The organism is Alteromonas sp. B31-7, from assembly GCF_015767655.1.
GTDB lineage: Bacteria > Pseudomonadota > Gammaproteobacteria > Enterobacterales > Alteromonadaceae > Alteromonas > Alteromonas australica.
Window position 1 is genome coordinate 1,958,782 of record NZ_CP065233.1, and the last position, 14,182, is coordinate 1,972,963.

A 14,182-nucleotide genomic window follows, 5' to 3' on the forward strand; every position below is an offset into this window, starting at 1 on the left:
TGATGAATGCTATGCACAATGGGCTAGCCATACGGTGTCTGTTATTTACTTTGTGTTTCGTGGCTACGCCATCCTTTGCCCAAATTAACTTGCATGCGCCTTTTGACCAGTTATTACAAAAGCACGTTGTCGCCATTAATGATGGTAAAAGTACCCAGGTAGATTACGCCGCATTAGCAAAGGATAAATCAGAATTAGACGGGTATTTATCTGCCTTAGCCGCTATCGATACGGCCACGTTTGCAGGTTGGAATAAAGACAGACAACTTGCCTTTTTGATTAACGCATACAATGCTTACACACTGGCGTTGATTATTGAACATTACCCCGATATTGGCTCAATTCGAGATATCGGTGGTTTTTTTTCTTCACCTTGGAAACAGGCGTTTGCGCCGCTTTTAGGGAAAACGCGCACCTTGGATAATATCGAGCACACCCTTATTCGCGGTGGCAACAAATATCAAGAACCCCGCATTCACTTCGCGGTTAATTGTGCCAGTATAGGCTGCCCCGCCTTACGCGAGGAAGCCTATACAGAAGCCAAATTATCGCAGCAACTCGAATCGCAAACGCAACGTTTTCTGTCTGATAATTCAAGGCATTATATTGAGGGTAATACCTTAAAGGTTTCAAAAATATTTGATTGGTATCGCGATGATTTTGAAGCGCCTTGGCGAGGGGCTACCTCATTAAATGGCTTTTTATTGTTATATGTAAGCGCATTGGATTTAACTGAGGTGCAGCAAAGAGCATTAAGGGCGGGCACCTTAAACATTGGATTTTCCGATTACGACTGGGCATTGAATGATCGGGCGAAATAAGCGCAAATTCCAAGGTGTTGCGGCATTGCGCCAAAGACTACTTGGGTTTGCCTGTGTAGTGTTAAGTTTGCTATGTGCTAACGCGAACGGCGATACCGTTCAATTTCATGCATGGGGCGGCAGTGCGCAAGTTAATAGTTATTTGCAATGGGTGAAGCAAGAGGTTAAGCGGCTACATAATATCGATTTAAATCATTTAAAGCTGGCGGATACCAGTGACGCGGTGTCTCGGGTGTTGGCTGAAAAGGCGGCGGGCAATCTTGATAATGGCAGCGTGGATCTCATTTGGATTAATGGCGAAAACTTTGCTGCCATGCAACGCCATGGTTTATTAAAATCAAATTGGGTGGCCACGCTTACTCATTTTTCGCTCACCAACGCCACGGAAAATCCCGCCATGGTAACCGACTTTGGCTTACCTACAGAAGGGCAAGAAGCGCCATGGGGTAAAGCTGCAATGGTTTTTTATCACAATAGTGTATTGTTGCCCCATCCTCCTAAAACCCTGCCGGCATTATTGCAGTTTTCTAAGGCAAATCCAGGGCGTTTCACTTATCCATTGCCCAGTGATTATCTAGGCATTAGTTTTTTAAAATACGCGCTTATTGCTTTAAACAATCAACACCGCGATAGGTTATATGAGCCGGTAACGCCGGAGGCATTCAAGCAATTATCTGAACCCTTATGGACCTTTTTAGATGCACTGCACCCAACAATGTGGCAACAAGGGAAATACCGCGTGCGTCAGGCCTCTGAGTTACAACGTTTAATGGATAGCGAGTCATTATGGCTTGCTTTTTCGTTTACTGCCGCAGAAATTCCTAGCGCGGTTAACCGTTACGATTTGCCGCCTAGTGTTCGCACTTACGCCATGAATGACGGTAGCCTTGCCAATGTGCATTTTATTGGTATTCCGTTTAACGCGGCGCATTTCGAAGAGGCTACAGTCGTGGTGGATTTTTTGTTATCGCCTCGGGCACAAGCGAAGAAAATGCAGTTACAAACATGGGGGGATGACACAGTGTTGGATATGGCCATGCTGAATGAGGCGCAACGAGCACTGTTTAAACAACACAATAAACACCCCTCTGCTTTACCTTCTGACGCGTCTGTGCCGCTTTTTGCAGAACCTCACGCAAGTTGGACAGAAGCACTAAAAGAGGCTTGGTTCACGCGCTATCAAGGTTATTTTTAATGACGGTCTTTGAGCGCTATACCCAGGGCGCGAGCCTACTTTTTATGGCCGTGTTATTTGTGCCCATTACCGCCGGGGTGGTGGGGGTTATTCTACCTGCTTTTGGTTATTTCCCTGCATTAGGCAGTGAACAGTTCAATGTGCAGGCATTTCACGCATTTTTTGCCCAGCCCTCTAACCTTAAGATGATTCAGCTTTCTTTTACCACGGGGGTGATGGCGACTGTCATTGCCGTAACGGGCACCTTTGTCATTCTGGCCTTTCTGTATAACACAACGCTGTTATCACGTGTTCAGCGGCTAATAAGCCCTTTGTTGGTGCTGCCACATGCCGGCATTGCTATTGCACTGCTGTTTGTTCTCTCTCCAGCGGGGTTGTTTAGCAAGCTGTTAAATCAATTTGGGGTAGGGGAATATGGATTGGTGCCGGTTAACTGGGTTTTTCCTTATGATGAACACGGTGTGGCCATTGTCTTTGCGTTAGCGTTAAAAGAACTGCCGTTTATCCTGCTAATGGCGTTGGGTGTGATGGCACAGCCCCAGGTGGTTAAAGCCGTGCAAGGGTACAGTAAAGCGGCGATCATGATGGGGAATTCACGTGAGTCTGCTTTTTTTAAAGTGGTGTTGCCTGTTATTTATCCGCAAATTCGATTGCCTATATTAGCCGTATTGGCATTTTCGACGGCAAATGTGGAAATACCTTTGTTGTTAGGTCCAAATAACCCTGCAACCCTTGGCGTGGCAGTTGTACAGTGGTTTAATCATGTGGATCTTAGTCTGCGTTTTCAGGCGAGTGCTGCCGCCATGATTCAAGTGGGTGTCACGTTAAGTGCTCTACTGGTGTGGTGCTTGATAGAAAAGGGAATAGGGCTTTTTTCAAAAACCTATTTTTTGAGTAAAGAAAGTGGCCTGTTTAAACACATGGTGAGATTTTTTGCCGCGGGTATTTTAACCCTTTACGCCATCGTCAGTGCGTTGGTGTTATTCAGTGTGATCATGTGGTCATTCTCCACATATTGGACATTTTCGTCGTTGCTTCCTGATGGCATTACTCTACTGCATTGGCAAACAGCATTGGGTAGCCTGGGGCCAGTGGTATTAAATACACTAGTGTTAGGAGGAAGCGTCAGCGTGGTTGCAGTGGTGCTTACGTTGTTGACGCTAGAGTTTGAAAGTGCTCATGGCAAAGACAACACCATAGGTTATTCCCCTAAAGTATTCGCTGTCTTACTGTTTCTTCCGTTATTGGTACCCGGTGTGGCCTTTTTGTACGGGTTAGTATGGTTTCAGCAACGCTTTTTGCCTGACACTATTTTTCTATCACTGTTTATTGCGCATTTGGTTTACGTGCTGCCTTATGTGTTCATCTCACTGGCAGTGGCGTATCGAAAGTTAGACTCGCGCTACGAACAAGTTGCGTCGAGTTTAGGAAAAACACCTTGGCAGGTATTTACGCAAATAAAACTGCCGCTTTTAATTAGCCCGTTATTGGTTGCCCTTGCGTTAGGTATAGCAATAAGTGTTGCGCAATATTTGCCTACGTTGTTAGTAGCTGCCGGGCAGTATACGACGATTACCACAGAAGCTGTGGCATTGGCGTCTGGAAGCAGTCGCCGTTTAACTGCGGTATATGTGGTTATTCAAGCGCTATTACCTTGGTTGTTTTTTAGCTTAGCGTGGTGGTTGTCTCCGCGTCTTTTCTCGCCTAGTGAGCGTTTGAATTTTTTTAAGAGGGCAAGGGGCGTATGACGTTAAAGTTGGATAGTCTTACGATTTATAATCAACAACTGGATACAAGCAAACCGCTATTAACGTTAAATAGTGAAATTAAATCGGGGGAAATCGTGTCTGTTATGGGGGCGAGCGGTTCGGGAAAGTCAACATTGTTGGCGGCAATTGCAGGGCATTTAATGCCGCCTTTTTCGAAAACAGGGCGTATTTACCTCAACGACAACTGCATTGATGAACTCGCACCCTATGAGCGTAAAATAGGGCTGATGTTTCAAGATCCTTTTTTATTTGAACATATGAGCGTGGCTGAAAATATTGGCTTTGCGCTTGCTCAAAATCTGCAATATGCCACGCGTTCTAAACATGAAAAACGACGCCATATTGTTCAAATGCTCGCCTCAGTTGGCTTAGATGAAATGGCAAATAGACCGGTGCAATCTTTATCCGGCGGACAGCAGTCTCGCGTAGCGCTACTGCGTACGCTAGCTGCGGCTCCCAAAGCAATATTGCTTGATGAGCCATTTAGTAAGCTTGACCCTGAGACTCGCTCGCACATGAGAGCCTGGGTGTTTAATAAATTAAAAGAAGGTGGCATTCCTACCTTAATGGTGACACACGATAGCGATGATGCCGTTGCTGCTGGTGGCCGAATTATTGAGATTTCTTCATGTTAGATGCAAAAGTAACGCCTTACATTAAGCCAATACTTAGGCCTTTGGTGAGTTGGCTTGATAAACAAAATGTGACGCCAAATCAAATTACCGTGGCGGGTTTTTGTCTAGGTCTGCTTGCAATGCCGTTCATTATTTTGGGTGTATGGAGCGGAGCGTTTGCGTGCATCTGCTTAAATAGAGTTTGTGACGGTATTGATGGAGAGCTAGCTAGGTATCAAAGCAGTAGCAGTAGTGCAGGGGGCTTTTTAGATATTTGTCTGGATTTTTTGTTTTACGCCTCCGTACCCTTGGCTTTTGGTATGGCCAACCCTCAAGAATGGGGCGTTCCAGCGTTGGTATTAATCGCCAGCTTTATCGGTACAGGCAGTAGTTTTCTTGCCTTTGCCATTGCGGCTGAAAAATTTAATATCGATAGGCCGCAGTTTTCAAATAAAAGCTTTTACTACATGCAGGGTTTAACTGAGGGCACAGAAACTATAGCCGTGTTTCTCGCGTTTTGTCTGTGGCCCAGTTATTTTGCGCCATTGGCGTACCTTTTTGCTGGTGCGTGCGCTATAACTGTGGTTACCCGCATTGTATTTGGTTTTACCACGTTAAAAGCACTTGAGAAATAGCTGTGTTTATAACGCAAAGCGGGTTGATATCTTTCAGGGGGCATCATGATGTTCACGGCGATAAAGGAAGTAGGTTAGCCACCCATGGAAAATGAATCTTTGATAAGAGTCGGCGCGTTTGTGTGTATTTTTACGGTGATGGCAATGTGGGAAGCAACACGGCCTGCACGTAAAGCGCAGCTCTCTGCTTGGGTAAGATGGCGGGGGAATTTTGCGATGGTATTGGCCGGCGCACTCATCACGCGTCTATTATTGCCGGGTGCATTAGTAGGTGTGGCGCTTTGGGCAAATAACGCCAATTGGGGGGTGTTTAATCGTCTATCTTTGCCTGCTTGGATTGGTATAAGTGTGTGTATGCTTTTGTTAGATTTGGTGATCTATTGGCAACACCGCCTGTTTCATACCGTGCCGTTATTATGGCGTTTTCACCAAATGCATCATGCAGATAGCCATGTGGACACCACAACAGGCCTACGGTTTCACCCTATCGAAATTGCCTTGAGTTTACTGATTAAAGCCGCCGTGGTCATTTTTCTTGGCGTACCCGCATTAGCAGTAGTCATTTTTGAGGTGGCATTAAACGGTTTTGCTATGTTTAATCATGCCAATATTAAACTGCCCTCAGCGGTAGATAATGCCATCAGCAAACTGTTTATTACGCAACGTGTGCATCGTATTCACCATAGTCAACGTATTGAAGACTCAAACAGCAACTTTGGTTTCAGTGTGTCGTGGTGGGATAAACTTTTTAATAGCTACCAACATGAAACTTCGCTTAGCGACGACGATATCAAAATAGGGCAAGCAGAGTTTCCAGCGTCAAAGCAAAACGCCAGTGTCATTGGCTTACTGTTAATGCCTTTTCGCCGTCATCGCCGGTGAGCAATTTGGTAGAGGGCCGCTGGACTACATCACACCTATTGTGGTCAAAACCAGGTACAGTGTCCCCAACTGAAGGACAGAACCCACACCTATAAACACACCATCTCGATTGGTCATCCCTAACGCTGTAATACATAACGCGAACGCAGGTAAAGCTACCGCAAAAGGCAGCGCTTCAAGAGGGATCATGCATAGCGCGGCAATGGCACAATAGCCCGCGATAACGTTTTTCATGGGAGTTTGAGAGAGCTGCGTCATTCGTGGCCGCAATAACTTTTCTACGCGCTGAACCTTGGGTTTGGCTTTTTCCACGGCGCTTTCAAGTTTATCGGTTTCTATTTGTTGCTGGGTCAGTTTATTGGGTAGCCATGGGCTCTCTCGGCCCATGGCAGCTTGCACACAAATTAAGAAAAGCGTAATGCCACAAAAGGTAGGCACGCCAGGAATAGCGCCAGTAGGCAGTAGCGCAATTAACGACGGTATTAAAAGCAAAGGTCCAAAACCTCTGTCTTCAAAGCGAGCAATAATTTTCCCCGCAGAAACCTTACCTCCATCTTGCTCCTCAACTAGCTTGTTAAGCAGTTTACTCATTGACGTGTCCATAGCGTTCCCTGTGCAATAGCAATAAATTACCTTTCACTATACGTATGCAATGGAAATGGGTTTAGTTCTACACAGAGGAAGGAGTGTGAAAATTACCCTACATCAGACAGTTGTTACTCGACTGAGAGCACCAACTTGCCGATATGGTTTTTTCGTTCAAAATCTTGCTGGGCGCGGGTAATGTCCTCTAAGGGATAAACCTTGCTTACCAGTGGCTTTATTTGATTGGCCTCTATACGTTGAATTAAGCTGGCAAACACTCCCTCAGACAGAATGGTGCAACCCAGTAACTGCAAATCTTTCAAGTAGAGTGTGCGTAAATCGAGCGGTACGGTATGACCCGCAATGGCACCGGCAGTGGCATAGCGACCGAAAGGCTTAAGCATGTCGAGCAGTTCTGGCCAGCGAGGGCCAGCGACTAAATCAATCACTACGTCGAAGGGCTGAGCTTTGGCGTAAGTGTTAAAATCAGCGTTTCTGTCAAGGGTCGCGTCTGCCCCTAAACGTAATATGGCGTCGCGTTTATTTTCGCTGGTCACCGCCACTACTTTCGCGCCACGGGCCTTTGTTAATTGAATTGCGGCCGAACCCACACCGCCGGATGCGCCCGTGATTAACACGCTATCTTTTTCAGTGATCTGAGCTCTGCATAGCATATTTTCTGCGGTGGAATAGGAACAGGGAAAAGAGGCTAACTCGACGTCGCTCAATGAAGAGTGAATGGGGTGAGCGTGCTGGCTGGCTACCTTTGTATACTGAGCAAAGCCGCCGTCACATTCCGAACCAAAGTACCAGGGTGAAGACAATGCTTCGCTATTAGCCTCAAATAAACAAGGCTCAATTAACACCCTTTCTCCAATACGCGCGTTACTCACATTGTCACCTACCGCCACAATGTAACCACATACATCCGCACCTTGAATAAGGGGTAAATTCAGTGCAGTGCCGCCCCAGCCAGCGTCATCTGCATCATTGTCACCTTTCGAATACCAACCAATACGTGTGTTTAAATCGGTGTTATTAACCCCTGCGGCCTTTACTTCAATAAGCACATCGTTAGGGGTGAGTGAAGGTACAGGGATTGAAGGGTTTATCGTGAGGGAGTCTAACCCTCCATGCTGAGTTAATTGAACGCCTTTCATGGTGGCAGGTACGGATGTCATTACGTTTCCTTTTCGCTAAATTTCAATATCAGATTCATACTTGTGAGGGGCTTACTAGCAGTGCAGATACGTTGGCCTTTGCCGCGTCAAGGGCGAGGTAGCCCAGTGTAGGCCAAGCACTAGACATACCTTCGTGAATGAGAAATACGCGTTCTGCAAGGCTTTTATCCCCAAGTCGAGATTCAAACCAACCTTTGACTTCCTGTTTGTGTGAATTCACCGCCTTCGCTATTTGTTCATTATTTGGATAGCTTGCTAATGCTTGAAGCGACAGACATCCTCGCGGGGCATAGTGTTCAAGCCAATGGGCTAAACGCTGAAGAATATGATCTAACGCAGCGTCTATGTGAGGAGGGCAGCCCTGTTCCAGAAAACCGATGTATCGGTTGTGCCTGTTATCTAGTGCGGCCACTATCATATCTTCCTTTGACGGAAAGTACTTATACAGTGTTTTTAGTGTGGTTTGCGTATGTGATTTCAACGTGGCTACGTTTGGCTCTGCAAAGCCATGAAGAGAGAAGGCGTCTTCAAGGCGTGACGCGAGTTCCACTTTTTTATCCATAGTAGGCAACAATGTCTTTCACCTTAGGGTAAACCGTTTGGGTAGAATAAATGTTCTACTTAAAGGGTAGAGCATTCATTCTACCGGGTCAAGCACCCGTTTTTTTGCAGGGTTCGCGATAAGTTCAGTTTTTTGTAAATTAAGTTGAATTAAGTAATGAGACTAATTATCATTCGCACGCCTTTTGCTTCCTAGATTAAAGGTGACTTTACATACACTTCATAGACGGACACTCGATGCACATTAATATTGCCAAATCGAAAACGCTCAGCGCTACTACAGCGCTATTTTCTTTACTTTATGTTTCAACGCCGTTTGCCCAACAGCAGGCGAATGTTGAAAAGGAAGAGGTTGAACAAACGGATATCGCTGAAGTAAGCGATGAAAATCTTGACGTTATTACAGTTTACGGCCGCCATAATCGACTGATTTTAGAGTCAGGTACTGCTACCAAATCAAATATGAGTTTGATGGAAACGCCAGCGGCCATTGTCGTCGTAGATGGCACCTTGCTTAACGAACAAGGGGTTAGCACACTACAAGAAAGTATCAGAAATATTAGTGGCCTGAGTCAAGATGGAAACAACTATGGCGTGGGAGACAACCTTGCTATCCGTGGCCTTGGTGTGAATTATACCTTTGATGGTATTTACGCGGGCGCAGACCTGGGAAATAGCTACAACCCCACTCGTTCAATGACCAACGTTGAAAGTATAGAAGTATTGAAAGGGCCGGCAACAGGCTTGTATGGCATGGGTGAGGCTGGGGGTATTATTAACCTGATTGAGAAAAACCCCCAGTTTGAAGATCAGTATCAAATTCGCGCGTCCGTCGGTAGCTGGGACAGCTATTCAATAATGTTAGATGCCACCGGCGCTATTAATAAAGATCTTGCTTACCGCGTGGTGGCAAACCGCGAACAATCTGACGGCTATCGAGGTTTGAGTGACGAACGCAGTGAGTTATACACGTCACTAAAATTGATTGCATCACCAGACAATCAGTTTTTAGTCTCTGCGGCCTATATTGACGATGCGGTACAAGTTGACTCAGTGGGTCATCCAGTGAGATTAATCGATTTAACCATGTTTGATACAGACGCAGGGAGTTTAACCGGTGATGATTTGGTTAATGGCACTGCAGAGTCAGGTGGTTTACAGTTAACTGATGAACAACGAGACGAATTAGCCGCATCACTCACGTCAACAGACGGTGTGCAGCCTTATGATTTAGGTGACACCAGTCTTATTTCGCCTATTTCACGCCCTAATGAAGGGGAAGAGTTCCGCATTAAAGTACGCCAAGATATTGAATTGGGTGATAACTGGTCACTAACTCAGCAACTTCAATATCGCTCGTACGAATCTGAATACATTCGTCAAACCAGTGCTTTCAATTACGTGTACGTTGATCGTAATGGCACCACTAATTTAGAGCCTCGTGCGCCGCTTGTTATTGATGGTGTGCTATACCCGTTTGCGGCACGCAGACAAGAGTATCGTAAGGTAATGGCTGATGAGAAAGTGTGGCAGTATTTCCTTGATGTCACCAAAACATGGTCTTTTGGCGATGTTCGAGGTGAACATTTAGCCAGCGTGAACTATGAAGACCACGACATTAGCTACGCACAGTGGTCTATTTGGGACGCAGACGATACACGAAGCGATGCTGTACCGTATATTTTAGATATACGCGACCCTAATTGGCCTACTGGCACATTTGAAGATTACAACCCTTCCTTACGCAGCAAATACAACAAAGATGTGAGTAGCTGGGGCGTGAGTTTCCAAGAAGTAGTTTACTTTAATGAGCACTTTACTGGCCGTTTTGGTGGCGCCTACGGTGGGGTAAAACAAACTTACCTAAACCAATATAGCGACGGTAATCCAGAGTACGATACCAGTGACAACGGATTTACCTATAACCTAGGTTTAACCTACTTATTCAGTGATAGCTTGAGTACGTTCATTAACCATTCTAAGGGAAGAACCGCGTACGGTATTTTAGATGCGCTAGCAGAAGAAGATAATCAGCCTGATTCAGAATCGGAATCGTGGGATTTTGGTGTGCGTTTCACGGCGCTTGAAGAGCAGGTTATTGGTTCAATTGTATTTTTTGATACTGCTAGAACCAACCTTCAATACAGCAACCCCTTATATGAAGACAATATTGACGACCCTTCATATAACGTTGATGTGCCGGAATACTACTACGATGAACAAGATCGCACCACAGGTGTAGAAGTAGACATTAACTTTGATATCAACGAACAGTGGTCACTTAATGCGAATGGCACATATCAAGATCCTGTCACCGAGCCTGGTGCGCATGCCTCAAGCACTGATGAAGAGCAAACTAAAGGGATTGCAGAAAAGTTCGCCAGCACATGGCTAACTTACAGTCATACCTTCGATGCGCTGCCAGCGCCTGTGAAGTTTAGTGTGGGCGTAACCTACGAAGACGAACGCACTATTTCTGCGTCAGCCTTTGGTATCGATTACGCATTCGTTGACTCATATACAGTATGGGACGCGGCCGTGAGCTATGTGTCTGATGATTGGAACGTACAATTAAACGTTCGAAACTTAGACAATACTGACTACTACAGCAGCGCAATGTACTTGGGTGGCCTGCCAGGCGAAGAGCGTAACGTTAAGCTAACCGCTTCGTATAGCTTTTAACGTAGGTTGCATCATTGAAAAAATACGTAGAAATATGGCTACGTAGCATAGCCGCCATAGTGGGCGGCTATGCTGCATCTGCACTGAGTACTTTTTATCTCACCTATTGCTTTGTGACGGGCTTCTCACTGGGTAAAGGCGTGGCGATACTGAGTGCATGTATGCTTAGCTACTTTTTATTCTTCGCCATTTTTATTATCAGCTTTGCTGTAGCAAACATTCGAGCGTGGAGCCTCATGCTTTTTTTCAGTATTGTGCTGTGTTTTCTTGGCTTGCCCTACGTATCAACCCTTTAGCGACATCATAATGAAAGCAACATTCAGAAAAAGCATGATTTGGTTGCATACCTATTTGGGTGTGTTCTGCGGCTGGTTACTTTTTGCCATTTTTGTCACAGGTACACTAAGCTATTTTACGCCTGAAATGACGCGCTATTTAATGCCTGAGCGACATGTAATTAGCCTTCCTCAAGATGCCCTTATTGATCATTCTTTTGCTTTTTTAAAAGAGAATGCCAGTGATGCTGACGAGTGGCGCGTACATTTGCCTACAGATAGAAACGCGCACTGGTACGTGCAATGGCGTAAAGATAAAAGCCGGAAAAAGGTCACATTTAATGCTGATACGGCCGCGCTAGAAAAAGAAATGGAAACCAAAGGTGGCTTATTCTTTCGAAACTTCCACTATACCCTGCAATTACGCGGCTACGGAGGGCGCTACATAGTGGGCATTGCTGCTATGGCCATGTTGTTAGCTATTTATACCGGTATTTTTACCCATCGCCGTTTTTTTAGAGACTTTTTCACCTTACGGCCCCACAAGCTGAAAAAATGGCTTACCGATTTTCATGCGTTGGCTGGCATTTTAACCTTGCCATTTTGTATCATGATTTGTGTCAGTGGTATTTTCATCTACGCCATTATGTACATGCCCTATGCAGCAAATAGCCACTTTGAGAGGGGCGAAAAAGGGGTGAACAAGCAAATTATTCCCTCTTTGGCTCTACTGCCGCCCGCGCAAAAAGTGCAGGAGCAGACGCAAATACAAATAAGCCGAATAACCTCAACACTAGCAAAAACATGGCAAGAGCCTAACCCTATTGCCAAAATTACCGTGGAAAAACCCCAGTTAAGCAACAGTCGCACGATTGTTGAACGCAGTAAGGCCACCACCGTATCTAACCGGGCAGAACGCGCTGTCTTTCACAGTTATACAGGAGACGTTCTACCCGGCTATGAAAATGAAACTGTGCCTGCCCAAATAAGACGGGTGCTGTATGGGTTGCATCAGGCTAACTATGCTCCTATAGGTATGCGCTGGTTATTATTTGCATTAGGGGTGGCAGGGTGCGCACTTATCGCTACTGGCAATATCATTTGGGTAAACCAACGTAAGAAATCGAACAAACAAAGCCGTTTAACCCTGGCATTAATGGAAAAAGGAAATGTGGCTGCAATAATGGGGTTAGTGCTTGCGTGTATAAGCTTCTTTCTTGCCAATAAGCTTTTGCCTGAAACCATGGCGATGCGCAGTGAATGGGAAATACATAGCTTTTTTATTGTATGGTTGGCGAGCTTTCATCATGCTTTATACTCTGGGAGCGCTCGTCGAGCCTGGTACCAACAAACATTATTGGCGAGTCTTTTTTGTTTTTCGCTCGTAATGATTGAGCTAAGTATGTATTTTAGCCGCATTCAGCATGGGGTCATTACCGGTGACATGACTTATTTAAGCTTTATTCCTGCTTTTTTAGTGTTTGGTGGATTATTGCTAATACTGGCTAGAAAATTTAGGCGTCACGGAGCAGGGCAGTGACTACTATTGTTGCACTTATTCAACTTTTCGCCTTGGCATGTTTGGCGTTTTCTATGCAAAAGCATCATAAGGTGCTCAAAAATAACTACCCAAGTATTGCGGTAAAACCGCGAGGCCTTGTTATTTTAGGGTGGCTGGGTTTGGTATTGTCGTTGTGGCTGAGTATGGTGACGAGTGAAGTACTGAGCATTGCTTTGGTGTGGTGGTTTTGCACTTTGAGCTTGGCAGTCTTTGCCGTTGCCCTATATCTAAGCCACTTAATTCAATTCAGCAAAGAGTAGCCAGGCTACTCTTTGCAGTTGTAAGTTTTTCGCGTTTGATGGCGCCGCTATTGGCTTACTTGAAAAGGCTTATCGGCACGAATATAAACAAGTACCTCGCCCTCACTCGTGTTGTTAACCTTGTGTTGGCTTTCGCCGGTTGATTCTAGGAAACTTCCCGCGCCAAGGGCGATAGTTTTGTTCCCTTCATCGCTATCTGTTGAGCCCATTGCGGTGTGTTGAGTTACCTGCGCATCTGAATACGTATAGTTCACCGCACCTTTTATGACGACAGCTTTAAACGATTGCCCATAAGCCGTAATCGTGCCGTCAAATCCTGCCGGTAAAGAAAGCATTGAACCAAATACATCTTGGGTGTCTCCCCATAAATAGGTTGCCTTAACGCCATCAGCAGATAGGGTTGCTAAATCAGAGTCGTGAAGCCAAACCATATTGTTGATGTGCAGATTCACGGGGCGTTCACCATTGTCAAAATGTGCGTTTGATGGTTTAACCAGATACGGGCCTTCGTCAATCTCTAAGTAGATGAGGTTTGTTGAATCGTTAGCTGCGGTAGTATGATCTTCCCCGGCGGGTTGAGTCCAAAACGAGCCTGTGGGCATCCACATTTTGGCTGCGCTAGGATCATCGTTGTGCATTTGCCCTTCTATGACAATTCCACGATACGTAATATTATGAATGTGGGGCGGCGACTCAAACCCTTTGTTAAAGCGCACCAACATACCCGTTGCAGTATCTTGCGTTCTATCTCCCCACAAATCAGCGGCGCCTGGGCTTTTATCCCCACGAAGCGGATTTAAATATCCCCATTCTACCTCGTTTGCGGGCACCACTTTCGTGTCGGCGTGGGACATGAAAGGCATGCCAAGCATTATAGATAGTACAAAAAGTCGATGAAGTTGTGGCGCGTTGCGTGTAGGGCTTATACGTGAAAGTTTCTGTTTGAAAAATGAAGTCATGCTATTACCTGTTTGCCGATGTGGTTAGCGCCTAGTGTATGTATAACACTAGGCTGGATAAACAGGCTTTGCCTTGAATCACTTTCCTTAAATTTTAGATAATGGCGCAAACATGACTGTTGCAGGGGGCGCCCATAGGAAAGAATAAGCTGGTGTGAATGTTGGTTTATACGATATTAATAAACAAGGCGAGTACTTGCGG

General features: G+C 45.5%; 14 protein-coding genes. 10 read left to right on the plus strand and 4 right to left on the minus strand.

What is annotated here, in order from left to right; all coding sequences use genetic code 11:
- Positions 1-2 precede the first annotated feature (2 nt).
- The 6 genes from IUA53_RS08285 (at position 3) to IUA53_RS08310 (ending at position 5,916) form a co-directional block, all read left to right on the plus strand.
- A complete protein-coding gene (locus IUA53_RS08285) occupies positions 3-821 on the plus strand; it encodes a DUF547 domain-containing protein (protein WP_442859012.1) in 819 nt (272 codons plus the stop codon).
- Positions 805-2,016, plus strand: a complete 1,212-nt coding sequence (locus IUA53_RS08290) for an ABC transporter substrate-binding protein (RefSeq protein ID WP_196899117.1) — start codon at positions 805-807, stop codon at positions 2,014-2,016. Before IUA53_RS08285 ends, IUA53_RS08290 begins: the two co-directional genes overlap by 17 nt.
- Entirely contained in the window at positions 2,016-3,764 is a 1,749-nt protein-coding gene (locus IUA53_RS08295; protein WP_196899119.1) for an ABC transporter permease, read from the plus strand. The genes IUA53_RS08290 and IUA53_RS08295 overlap by 1 nt, the downstream gene beginning before the upstream one ends.
- Entirely contained in the window at positions 3,761-4,420 is a 660-nt protein-coding gene (locus IUA53_RS08300) for an ATP-binding cassette domain-containing protein (RefSeq protein WP_196899125.1), read from the plus strand. The genes IUA53_RS08295 and IUA53_RS08300 overlap by 4 nt, the downstream gene beginning before the upstream one ends.
- Positions 4,414-5,034 carry a CDP-alcohol phosphatidyltransferase family protein gene (locus tag IUA53_RS08305; RefSeq protein ID WP_196899128.1) on the plus strand — a complete coding sequence of 207 codons (621 nt, stop codon included), beginning with the start codon at positions 4,414-4,416 and terminating at the stop codon, positions 5,032-5,034. The genes IUA53_RS08300 and IUA53_RS08305 overlap by 7 nt, the downstream gene beginning before the upstream one ends.
- An 84-nt stretch (positions 5,035-5,118) precedes the next feature.
- Positions 5,119-5,916, plus strand: a complete 798-nt coding sequence (locus IUA53_RS08310) for a sterol desaturase family protein (RefSeq protein ID WP_196899130.1) — start codon at positions 5,119-5,121, stop codon at positions 5,914-5,916.
- 24 nt (positions 5,917-5,940) lie between these two features.
- On the opposite strand, the gene IUA53_RS08315 is transcribed toward IUA53_RS08310, so the two are convergent.
- From IUA53_RS08315 to IUA53_RS08325, 3 genes are all read right to left on the minus strand, one after another.
- Positions 5,941-6,507, minus strand: a complete 567-nt coding sequence (locus IUA53_RS08315) for an exopolysaccharide biosynthesis protein (protein WP_231401290.1) — start codon at positions 6,505-6,507, stop codon at positions 5,941-5,943.
- A gap of 125 nt (positions 6,508-6,632) precedes the next feature.
- Positions 6,633-7,682 (minus strand): alcohol dehydrogenase family protein, encoded by a 1,050-nt coding sequence (locus IUA53_RS08320; protein WP_196899134.1) that lies wholly within the window; start codon positions 7,680-7,682, stop codon positions 6,633-6,635.
- A 34-nt stretch (positions 7,683-7,716) separates the two neighbouring features.
- A complete protein-coding gene (locus IUA53_RS08325) occupies positions 7,717-8,244 on the minus strand; it encodes a TetR/AcrR family transcriptional regulator (RefSeq protein ID WP_196899136.1) in 528 nt (175 codons plus the stop codon).
- A gap of 236 nt (positions 8,245-8,480) precedes the next feature.
- Between IUA53_RS08325 and IUA53_RS08330 the strand changes: the two genes are divergently transcribed.
- The 4 genes from IUA53_RS08330 to IUA53_RS08345 are packed head-to-tail and all read left to right on the plus strand — an operon-like array spanning position 8,481 to position 13,021.
- The gene (locus tag IUA53_RS08330; RefSeq protein WP_196899138.1) at positions 8,481-10,925 is read left to right on the plus strand and encodes a TonB-dependent receptor; all 2,445 of its coding nucleotides are present in this window, start codon (positions 8,481-8,483) and stop codon (positions 10,923-10,925) included.
- Positions 10,926-10,939: 14 nt separating this feature from the next.
- Positions 10,940-11,221 (plus strand): hypothetical protein, encoded by a 282-nt coding sequence (locus IUA53_RS08335; RefSeq protein ID WP_196899140.1) that lies wholly within the window; start codon positions 10,940-10,942, stop codon positions 11,219-11,221.
- Between the two features lie 34 nt (positions 11,222-11,255).
- Positions 11,256-12,740 (plus strand): PepSY-associated TM helix domain-containing protein, encoded by a 1,485-nt coding sequence (locus tag IUA53_RS08340; RefSeq protein WP_196899142.1) that lies wholly within the window; start codon positions 11,256-11,258, stop codon positions 12,738-12,740.
- Entirely contained in the window at positions 12,737-13,021 is a 285-nt protein-coding gene (locus tag IUA53_RS08345) for a DUF3325 domain-containing protein (protein WP_196899144.1), read from the plus strand. Before IUA53_RS08340 ends, IUA53_RS08345 begins: the two co-directional genes overlap by 4 nt.
- Before the next feature lie 47 nt (positions 13,022-13,068).
- Here IUA53_RS08345 and IUA53_RS08350 read toward each other — a convergent pair whose 3' ends face one another.
- Entirely contained in the window at positions 13,069-13,893 is an 825-nt protein-coding gene (locus IUA53_RS08350; protein WP_196899468.1) for a DUF4437 domain-containing protein, read from the minus strand.
- Between the last annotated feature and the right edge of the window lie 289 nt (positions 13,894-14,182).

What these genes read in the sequence shown, in the direction of transcription:
- IUA53_RS08340 (WP_196899142.1), top strand. Translation starts at nt 11,256, where the DNA reads ATGATTTGGTTGCATACCTATTTGGGTGTGTTCTGCGGCTGGTTACTT.
- IUA53_RS08320 (WP_196899134.1), bottom strand. Translation starts at nt 7,682, where the DNA reads ATGACATCCGTACCTGCCACCATGAAAGGCGTTCAATTAACTCAGCAT.
- IUA53_RS08330 (WP_196899138.1), top strand. Translation starts at nt 8,481, where the DNA reads ATGCACATTAATATTGCCAAATCGAAAACGCTCAGCGCTACTACAGCG.
- IUA53_RS08315 (WP_231401290.1), bottom strand. Translation starts at nt 6,507, where the DNA reads ATGAGTAAACTGCTTAACAAGCTAGTTGAGGAGCAAGATGGAGGTAAG.
- IUA53_RS08350 (WP_196899468.1), bottom strand. Translation starts at nt 13,893, where the DNA reads ATGCTTGGCATGCCTTTCATGTCCCACGCCGACACGAAAGTGGTGCCC.
- IUA53_RS08310 (WP_196899130.1), top strand. Translation starts at nt 5,119, where the DNA reads ATGGAAAATGAATCTTTGATAAGAGTCGGCGCGTTTGTGTGTATTTTT.
- IUA53_RS08305 (WP_196899128.1), top strand. Translation starts at nt 4,414, where the DNA reads ATGTTAGATGCAAAAGTAACGCCTTACATTAAGCCAATACTTAGGCCT.
- IUA53_RS08295 (WP_196899119.1), top strand. Translation starts at nt 2,016, where the DNA reads ATGACGGTCTTTGAGCGCTATACCCAGGGCGCGAGCCTACTTTTTATG.
- IUA53_RS08300 (WP_196899125.1), top strand. Translation starts at nt 3,761, where the DNA reads ATGACGTTAAAGTTGGATAGTCTTACGATTTATAATCAACAACTGGAT.
- IUA53_RS08325 (WP_196899136.1), bottom strand. Translation starts at nt 8,244, where the DNA reads ATGGATAAAAAAGTGGAACTCGCGTCACGCCTTGAAGACGCCTTCTCT.
- IUA53_RS08285 (WP_442859012.1), top strand. Translation starts at nt 3, where the DNA reads ATGAATGCTATGCACAATGGGCTAGCCATACGGTGTCTGTTATTTACT.
- IUA53_RS08290 (WP_196899117.1), top strand. Translation starts at nt 805, where the DNA reads ATGATCGGGCGAAATAAGCGCAAATTCCAAGGTGTTGCGGCATTGCGC.